Annotated in this window: 6 protein-coding genes; 5 read left to right on the plus strand and 1 reads right to left on the minus strand. The window is 61.1% G+C overall.

Annotated features, from left to right (window positions below):
* Positions 1-2 precede the first annotated feature (2 nt).
* Together thiC and cytX are read left to right on the plus strand one after the other, a co-directional pair.
* Positions 3-1,892 (plus strand): phosphomethylpyrimidine synthase ThiC, encoded by a 1,890-nt coding sequence (thiC, locus tag FHK92_RS27375; protein WP_181290982.1) that lies wholly within the window; start codon positions 3-5, stop codon positions 1,890-1,892.
* 171 nt (positions 1,893-2,063) lie between these two features.
* The gene (cytX, locus tag FHK92_RS27380; protein ID WP_181290983.1) at positions 2,064-3,356 is read left to right on the plus strand and encodes a putative hydroxymethylpyrimidine transporter CytX; all 1,293 of its coding nucleotides are present in this window, start codon (positions 2,064-2,066) and stop codon (positions 3,354-3,356) included.
* Here cytX and FHK92_RS27385 read toward each other — a convergent pair.
* The gene (locus FHK92_RS27385; RefSeq protein ID WP_181290985.1) at positions 3,325-4,068 is read right to left on the minus strand and encodes a DUF3298 domain-containing protein; all 744 of its coding nucleotides are present in this window, start codon (positions 4,066-4,068) and stop codon (positions 3,325-3,327) included. The genes cytX and FHK92_RS27385 overlap by 32 nt on opposite strands.
* 214 nt (positions 4,069-4,282) lie before the next feature.
* Here FHK92_RS27385 and FHK92_RS27390 point away from each other — a divergent pair, with 214 nt between their 5' ends.
* From FHK92_RS27390 to cpdA, 3 genes are all read left to right on the plus strand, one after another.
* On the plus strand, positions 4,283-4,900 hold the full coding sequence (locus tag FHK92_RS27390) for an NUDIX domain-containing protein (RefSeq protein ID WP_181290987.1): 618 nt from the start codon (positions 4,283-4,285) through the stop codon (positions 4,898-4,900).
* Entirely contained in the window at positions 4,891-5,343 is a 453-nt protein-coding gene (locus FHK92_RS27395; RefSeq protein WP_024618006.1) for a DUF1249 domain-containing protein, read from the plus strand. The genes FHK92_RS27390 and FHK92_RS27395 overlap by 10 nt, the downstream gene beginning before the upstream one ends.
* A gap of 111 nt (positions 5,344-5,454) precedes the next feature.
* On the plus strand, positions 5,455-6,270 hold the full coding sequence (cpdA, locus tag FHK92_RS27400) for a 3',5'-cyclic-AMP phosphodiesterase (protein ID WP_181290989.1): 816 nt from the start codon (positions 5,455-5,457) through the stop codon (positions 6,268-6,270).
* The last annotated feature ends 146 nt before the right edge of the window (positions 6,271-6,416 follow it).

A 6,416-nucleotide genomic window follows, 5' to 3' on the forward strand; every position in this document is an offset into this window, starting at 1 on the left:
TGATGACGACAAAATCAAAAAACGCGACCAACCTCAGTGAATCGGCCCAGGTCGATCAGCAATCGGTCCAGCCCTTTACCCGTTCGCAAAAAATCTACGTCCAGGGCAGTCGCCCGGATATCCGCGTGCCGATGCGCGAAATCAGCCTCGACGTGACCCCGACCGACTTCGGCGGCGAAATCAACGCGCCGGTGGTGGTCTACGACACCTCGGGCCCCTACACCGACCCGAACGTGATCATCGACGTGCGCAAAGGCCTCGCCGACGTGCGTTCGCCGTGGATCGAAGCCCGTGGCGACACTGAGCGCCTGGCGGGCCTGAGTTCCAACTTCGGCCAGGAGCGCCTGGCCGACCCCGAGCTGACCAAGCTGCGCTTTGCCCACGTGAACAATCCGCGTCGCGCCAAGCCAGGCGCCAACGTCAGCCAGATGCACTACGCGCGCAAAGGCATCATCACCGCCGAGATGGAGTACGTCGCCATCCGCGAAAACATGAAGCTGGAAGTCGCCCGTGCCGCCGGCCTGCTGGATCAGCAACATGCCGGCCACAGCTTCGGCGCCAGCGTGCCGAAAGTCATCACCCCGGAATTCGTGCGTGACGAAATCGCCCGTGGCCGCGCGATCATCCCGGCCAACATCAACCACACCGAACTGGAACCGATGATCATCGGCCGTAACTTCCTGGTGAAGATCAACGGCAACATCGGCAACAGCGCGCTGGGTTCGTCCATCGAAGAAGAAGTGGCGAAGCTGACCTGGGGCATTCGCTGGGGTTCGGATACGGTCATGGACCTGTCCACTGGCAAACACATCCATGAAACCCGCGAGTGGATCATCCGCAACTCGCCGGTGCCGATCGGTACCGTGCCGATCTACCAGGCCCTGGAAAAAGTCGGCGGCGTCGCCGAAGACCTGACCTGGGAGCTGTTCCGCGACACGCTGATCGAGCAGGCCGAGCAGGGCGTCGACTACTTCACCATCCACGCCGGCGTGTTGCTGCGCTATGTGCCGATGACCGCCAAGCGCGTCACCGGTATTGTCAGCCGTGGTGGTTCGATCATGGCCAAGTGGTGCCTGGCGCACCACAAGGAGAACTTCCTCTACACCCATTTCGAAGACATCTGCGAAATCATGAAGGCCTACGACGTCAGCTTCTCGCTGGGCGATGGCCTGCGTCCGGGTTCGATTGCCGACGCCAACGACGAAGCGCAGTTCGGTGAGCTGGAAACCCTCGGCGAGCTGACCAAGATCGCCTGGAAACACGACGTGCAATGCATGATCGAAGGCCCGGGCCACGTACCGATGCAGTTGATCAAGGAGAACATGGACAAGCAGCTCGAATGCTGCGACGAGGCGCCGTTCTACACCCTCGGCCCACTGACCACCGACATTGCGCCGGGCTACGACCACATTACCTCGGGCATTGGTGCGGCGATGATCGGCTGGTTCGGTTGCGCCATGCTCTGCTACGTCACGCCGAAGGAACACCTCGGTTTGCCGAACAAGGATGACGTCAAGACCGGGATCATCACCTACAAGATCGCCGCCCACGCAGCCGACCTTGCCAAGGGCCACCCGGGCGCGCAGATCCGCGACAACGCCTTGAGCAAGGCGCGTTTCGAGTTCCGCTGGGAAGACCAGTTCAACCTCGGCCTCGACCCGGACACCGCCCGCTCGTACCACGACGAAACCCTGCCGAAGGACTCGGCCAAGGTGGCGCATTTCTGCTCGATGTGCGGGCCGAAATTCTGCTCGATGAAAATCACCCAGGAAGTGCGCGAATACGCCGCCAACCAGCGCATCGAAGCGGTGGATGTGGATGTCGCCCAAGGCTTGGCGGAGCAGGCTGAGCGGTTCAAGAAGGAAGGCAGTCAGCTTTACAAGAAAATGTGATTTGAGCTGAGGAGGGCGGTGTTTTCACTGCCCTCATCGCGAGCAAGCTCGCTCCCACAAAGGATCTACTGTGGACACAAAATCTGTGCGCACCTGTGGTCCCTTGTGGGAGCGAGCTTGCTCGCGATAGCGGCCAAAAAAACAACAAATATTCCTCTGAGATAACAACCCTTGAACATCCAACCCAGCACGTACTCCCCCGACACCGCTGTCCCCCTGGACAAACGCGTCTTCGGCACCCGCGATCTGTTTTCCCTGTGGTTCTCCCTCGGCATCGGCCTGATGGTCTTGCAGGTCGGCGCCTTGCTCGCGCCGGGCCTGGGCCTGAGCGGTTCATTGCTGGCGATTTTTCTTGGCACGCTGGTGGGCGTCCTGCTGCTGGCCGCCGTCGGGGTGATCGGCAGCGACACCGGCCTGTCGGCCATGGCCGCCCTCAAGCTCAGCCTCGGCGGCAAGGGCGCGAGCGTGCCGGCGGTATTGAACCTGCTGCAGCTGATTGGTTGGGGCTCGTTTGAAATCATCGTCATGCGCGACGCCGCCAGCCTCCTTGGCGCCCGAGCCTTCAGTGAAGGCAGCCTGGGTGCGAACCCATTGCTGTGGACGCTGTTCTTCGGCGCCTTGGCAACCTTGCTCGCGGTGAGTGGGCCGTTGACGTTTGTGCGCAAGGTCCTGCGCAAATGGGGCATCTGGTTGCTGCTGGCGGCTTGCATCTGGTTGACCTGGAACCTCTTCGCCAAGGCCGACCTGGCGGCACTGTGGGCCCAGGCCGGTGACGGCTCGATGTCCCTGGCAGTGGGTTTTGATATCGCCATTGCCATGCCGTTGTCCTGGCTGCCGTTGATCGCCGACTACTCGCGTTTCGGCAAGCGCGCCAAAAATGTTTTCGGCGGCACTGCCGTGGGCTTCTTTATTGGCAATTTCTGGCTGATGAGCCTGGGCGTGGCCTACACCCTGGCGTTCGCGCCAAGCGGCGAAGTCAACGCGTTGCTGCTGGCCCTGGCCGGCGCCGGGTTGGGCATCCCGCTGTTGCTGATCCTGCTGGACGAGTCGGAAAACGCCTTCGCCGACATCCACTCGGCAGCGGTATCGACGGGGATGTTGTCGGGGTTGAAAGTCGAGCACCTGGCCTTGGCGATTGGTTTCATCTGCACCGTGATCGCCTGCCTCGCGCCGTTGGCGCAATACCAGAACTTCCTGTTGCTGATCGGCTCGGTGTTCGCGCCGCTGTTCGGCGTGGTGCTGGTGGACCACTTCATCCTGCGCAAGCGCAGCAGCCAAGTGCAGTCGGCCGCGTTGCGCTGGCCGGCATTGTTGGCCTGGCTGGGTGGGGTAAGCACTTACCACCTGCTGGCCAATTTCTATCCGGACATCGGCGCAACCCTGCCGTCGCTGATCCTGGCAGGGCTGCTGCAACTGCTGTTGGGCCGGGCCTTCAGCTACGGCCGGGAAACAGCTCGGGCTTGAGGATGCCGTTGAGGCGTGGGTAGGCGATCTTCAATTCGATGTGGCCCAGGGCGTACGGCGCGATGGTGCTCACTTCGTACTTGAGGATCACCCCGCCGTAGGTCAGCGCGATGTGCGGGGTTTTCTGGAACGACCACTGTTTCAGGAAGTCCGGTTCCTGATCCAGCTTCGTGCTGATCAGCCAACTGTTGTGGGCGACCTGGGCGGCTTTCCAGAACGCTTCTTCCTGGCCCGGCAACAGCATGTCCGACAGTTCCAACACCTTGTGTTGCTGGCGCGAGTAGTTGATGAAGCCGCGACCCGGCGTGCCGTGGGCACCGCCGGTGTCCAAATAGCTCGACAACTCGATGATCACCAAGCCGTCATGCTGCTCGCGTACCTTGGCTTGCAAATAGCTGCTGTTGCGCGGCGCGGCGGTGCGCAGGAATTGCTCGCGGTAGGCCGCCAGCGTCGGCGCCACCGGGGCGCCCGGGGTGCGGGTCAGTTGCAGCAAGCGTTTCTCGACGATGCCGTCCAGCGCAGGCTCGGTGGGAAAGTGCAGGGTGTCGATGTTCACCAGGGGGCAGTCGGCACTGGCGCAGCCGGGTTGCAATTGCTCCGAGGCATCGCGAGTGGTCTCCAGCGGCGCTCGGTAATTGGGTTGGAACAGGCTTTGGCACGCACCCAGGGTCAGGGCAATGGCGGCCAGGGAAGCAATTTTGTAAAGCGACATGGGCGTCCTTCGTGAAACAGGGAAAGGCGAAAAGTTACCCGCTTCGACTGTCGGCAGGGCAATCAGTTCGCCACTAAGCTCATTAGAGTAATTTTAAGGGCAGCCGTCCATCCCGATCGCCGGAAAGGGGCTGCATCAAACGGTACGGGCGCGTTAGGATGGCGCGAAGTCGAGGTTGGAACCTCGTATTGATCCATTGCACACGAGGATTGTCATGACTGATTTCGCCAACGCCACACCGAGCACCGTGGAGATCGTCGAGCGCGAGAGCTGCTACAAGGGCTTCTACAAACTTGATCGCGTGCGCCTGCGCCACGAACTGTTCGCCGGTGGCATGAGCCGTGAAATTAGCCGTGAGCTGTTCGTTCGCCACGACGCGGTGTGCGTGTTGCCCTACGACCCGCAGCGCGATGAAGTGGTGCTCATCGAACAGTTTCGCGTCGGTGCCATGGGCAAGAGCGCCAATCCTTGGCTGGTGGAATTGGTGGCCGGCCTGATCGACAAGGATGAGCAGCCGGAAGAAGTTGCTCATCGCGAAGCGCAGGAGGAAGCTGGGCTTGTCTTCGCCGCGCTCTGGCCGATGACCAAGTATTTTCCATCGCCGGGCGGCAGCGATGAATTCGTGCATCTTTTCCTGGGGCGTTGCGACAGCACGGGGGCGGGCGGCCTGCATGGCCTGCTGGAAGAAGCTGAAGATATCCGCGTAAAGACCTGGGCTTTCGAAGACGCGCTGCAAGCAGTGCGCGACGGGCGTATCTGCAACGCGGCCAGCATCATTGCCTTGCAATGGCTGGCCTTGAACCGTGATGAAGTGAGGGGGCTATGGTCCTGAACAAGCTGCGCGATCGTTATCGCGTCGATCTGGTGGGGTTGCAGGCTGCCTGCGAGGCCAATTACGCCCGCCTGATGCGCTTGTTGCCGGACATGCGCAACGACCCGTTGCCGCGTCGCATCGCCGTGACCCACGGCGACCAGATGCTCGGCGTGCTGGCCCTCGAAGTGCTGCAGACTTGCCCCTACACCACCACGTTGCAGGTCCGCCAGGAACATAGCCTGCCCTGGCTGCCGGTGCCGCAGTTGGAAGTTCAGGTCTATCACGATGCGCGCATGGCCGAGGTTGTCAGCGCCGAACATGCACGACGCTTTCGTGGCATCTATCCTTACCCCAATGCGTCAATGCACCAGCCGGATGAAAAAGCCCAGTTGAACCTGTTCCTGGGCGAGTGGCTGAGTCATTGCCTGGCGCTGGGCCACGAGTTCGAAGTTGTTCGGTAGCCGTGAACGCTGGTTGTGAACCGGTTCCGGTTCGCGGGTTTCCCCTTTCGATCTTCCCCAGCATAATTGCCGCTTCATGCAACGGCGTGATTGCGCCTGGGAGAAAGCGATTTGCCGAGCGTATCCAGCTTGACCACGGCCGATGCGGCGCTGTTGGTCCAACTGTCCGACAGCCATTTGTTCGCCGAGGCCGATGCCTCGTTGCTGGGCATGAACACCCGTGACAGCTTGCGAGCGGTCATTGATCTGGTGCTCGAACAACAGCCGAATATCGACTTGATGCTTGCCACTGGCGACCTGTCCCAGGACGGCACGTTGGAATCCTACGCGGCGTTTCGGCAATTGACTGCGGGTATCGATGCGCCTGCGCGGTGGATTCCGGGTAACCATGATGAGCCGCGGGTGATGCTTGAGGCGGCGGTCAAAAGTACGTTGCTCGATCCGGTGGTGGATATTGGCAATTGGCGGGTGACGATGCTCGATTCCGCCGTGCCGGGTTCGGTGCCGGGATTCTTGGCCGAGGAACAGTTGATTCTGTTGGCCAATGCACTGAGCGAGGCGCCGGAGCGGCATCATCTGGTGTGTCTGCATCATCATCCGGTGTCGATTGGGTGTGCGTGGATGGAGCCGATCGGGTTGCGTAATCCTGAGGCGTTGTTTGCTGTTTTGGATCGGTTTCCGCAGGTGCGGGCGGTGTTGTGGGGGCATGTGCATCAGGAGATTGATCGGGTGCGCGAGGGGGTTCGTTTGTTGGCTTCGCCTTCGACGTGTATTCAGTTTGAGCCGGGGAGTGAGGATTTTGCGGTGGGCTCGCAGGCGCCGGGGTATCGGTGGTTGCGGTTGTTGCCGGATGGGCGATTGGAGACGGGGGTTGAGCGGGTGGTTGGGTTTGCGTTTACTCCGGACTATGGCTCTAACGGGTACTGAGTTCGGTCCTATTGTGGGAGCGAGCCTGCTCGCGAAGACGGCCTAGCTGAGTACATATCCATTCCTGCGGTAACGGCCGCTGGCGGTTTCGCCCTTACGGCGACTCACTTTTTTTCAGACGCCAAAAAAAGTAAGCAAAAAAGGCT

This window comes from Pseudomonas brassicacearum subsp. neoaurantiaca (genome assembly GCF_013608025.1).
GTDB lineage: Bacteria > Pseudomonadota > Gammaproteobacteria > Pseudomonadales > Pseudomonadaceae > Aquipseudomonas.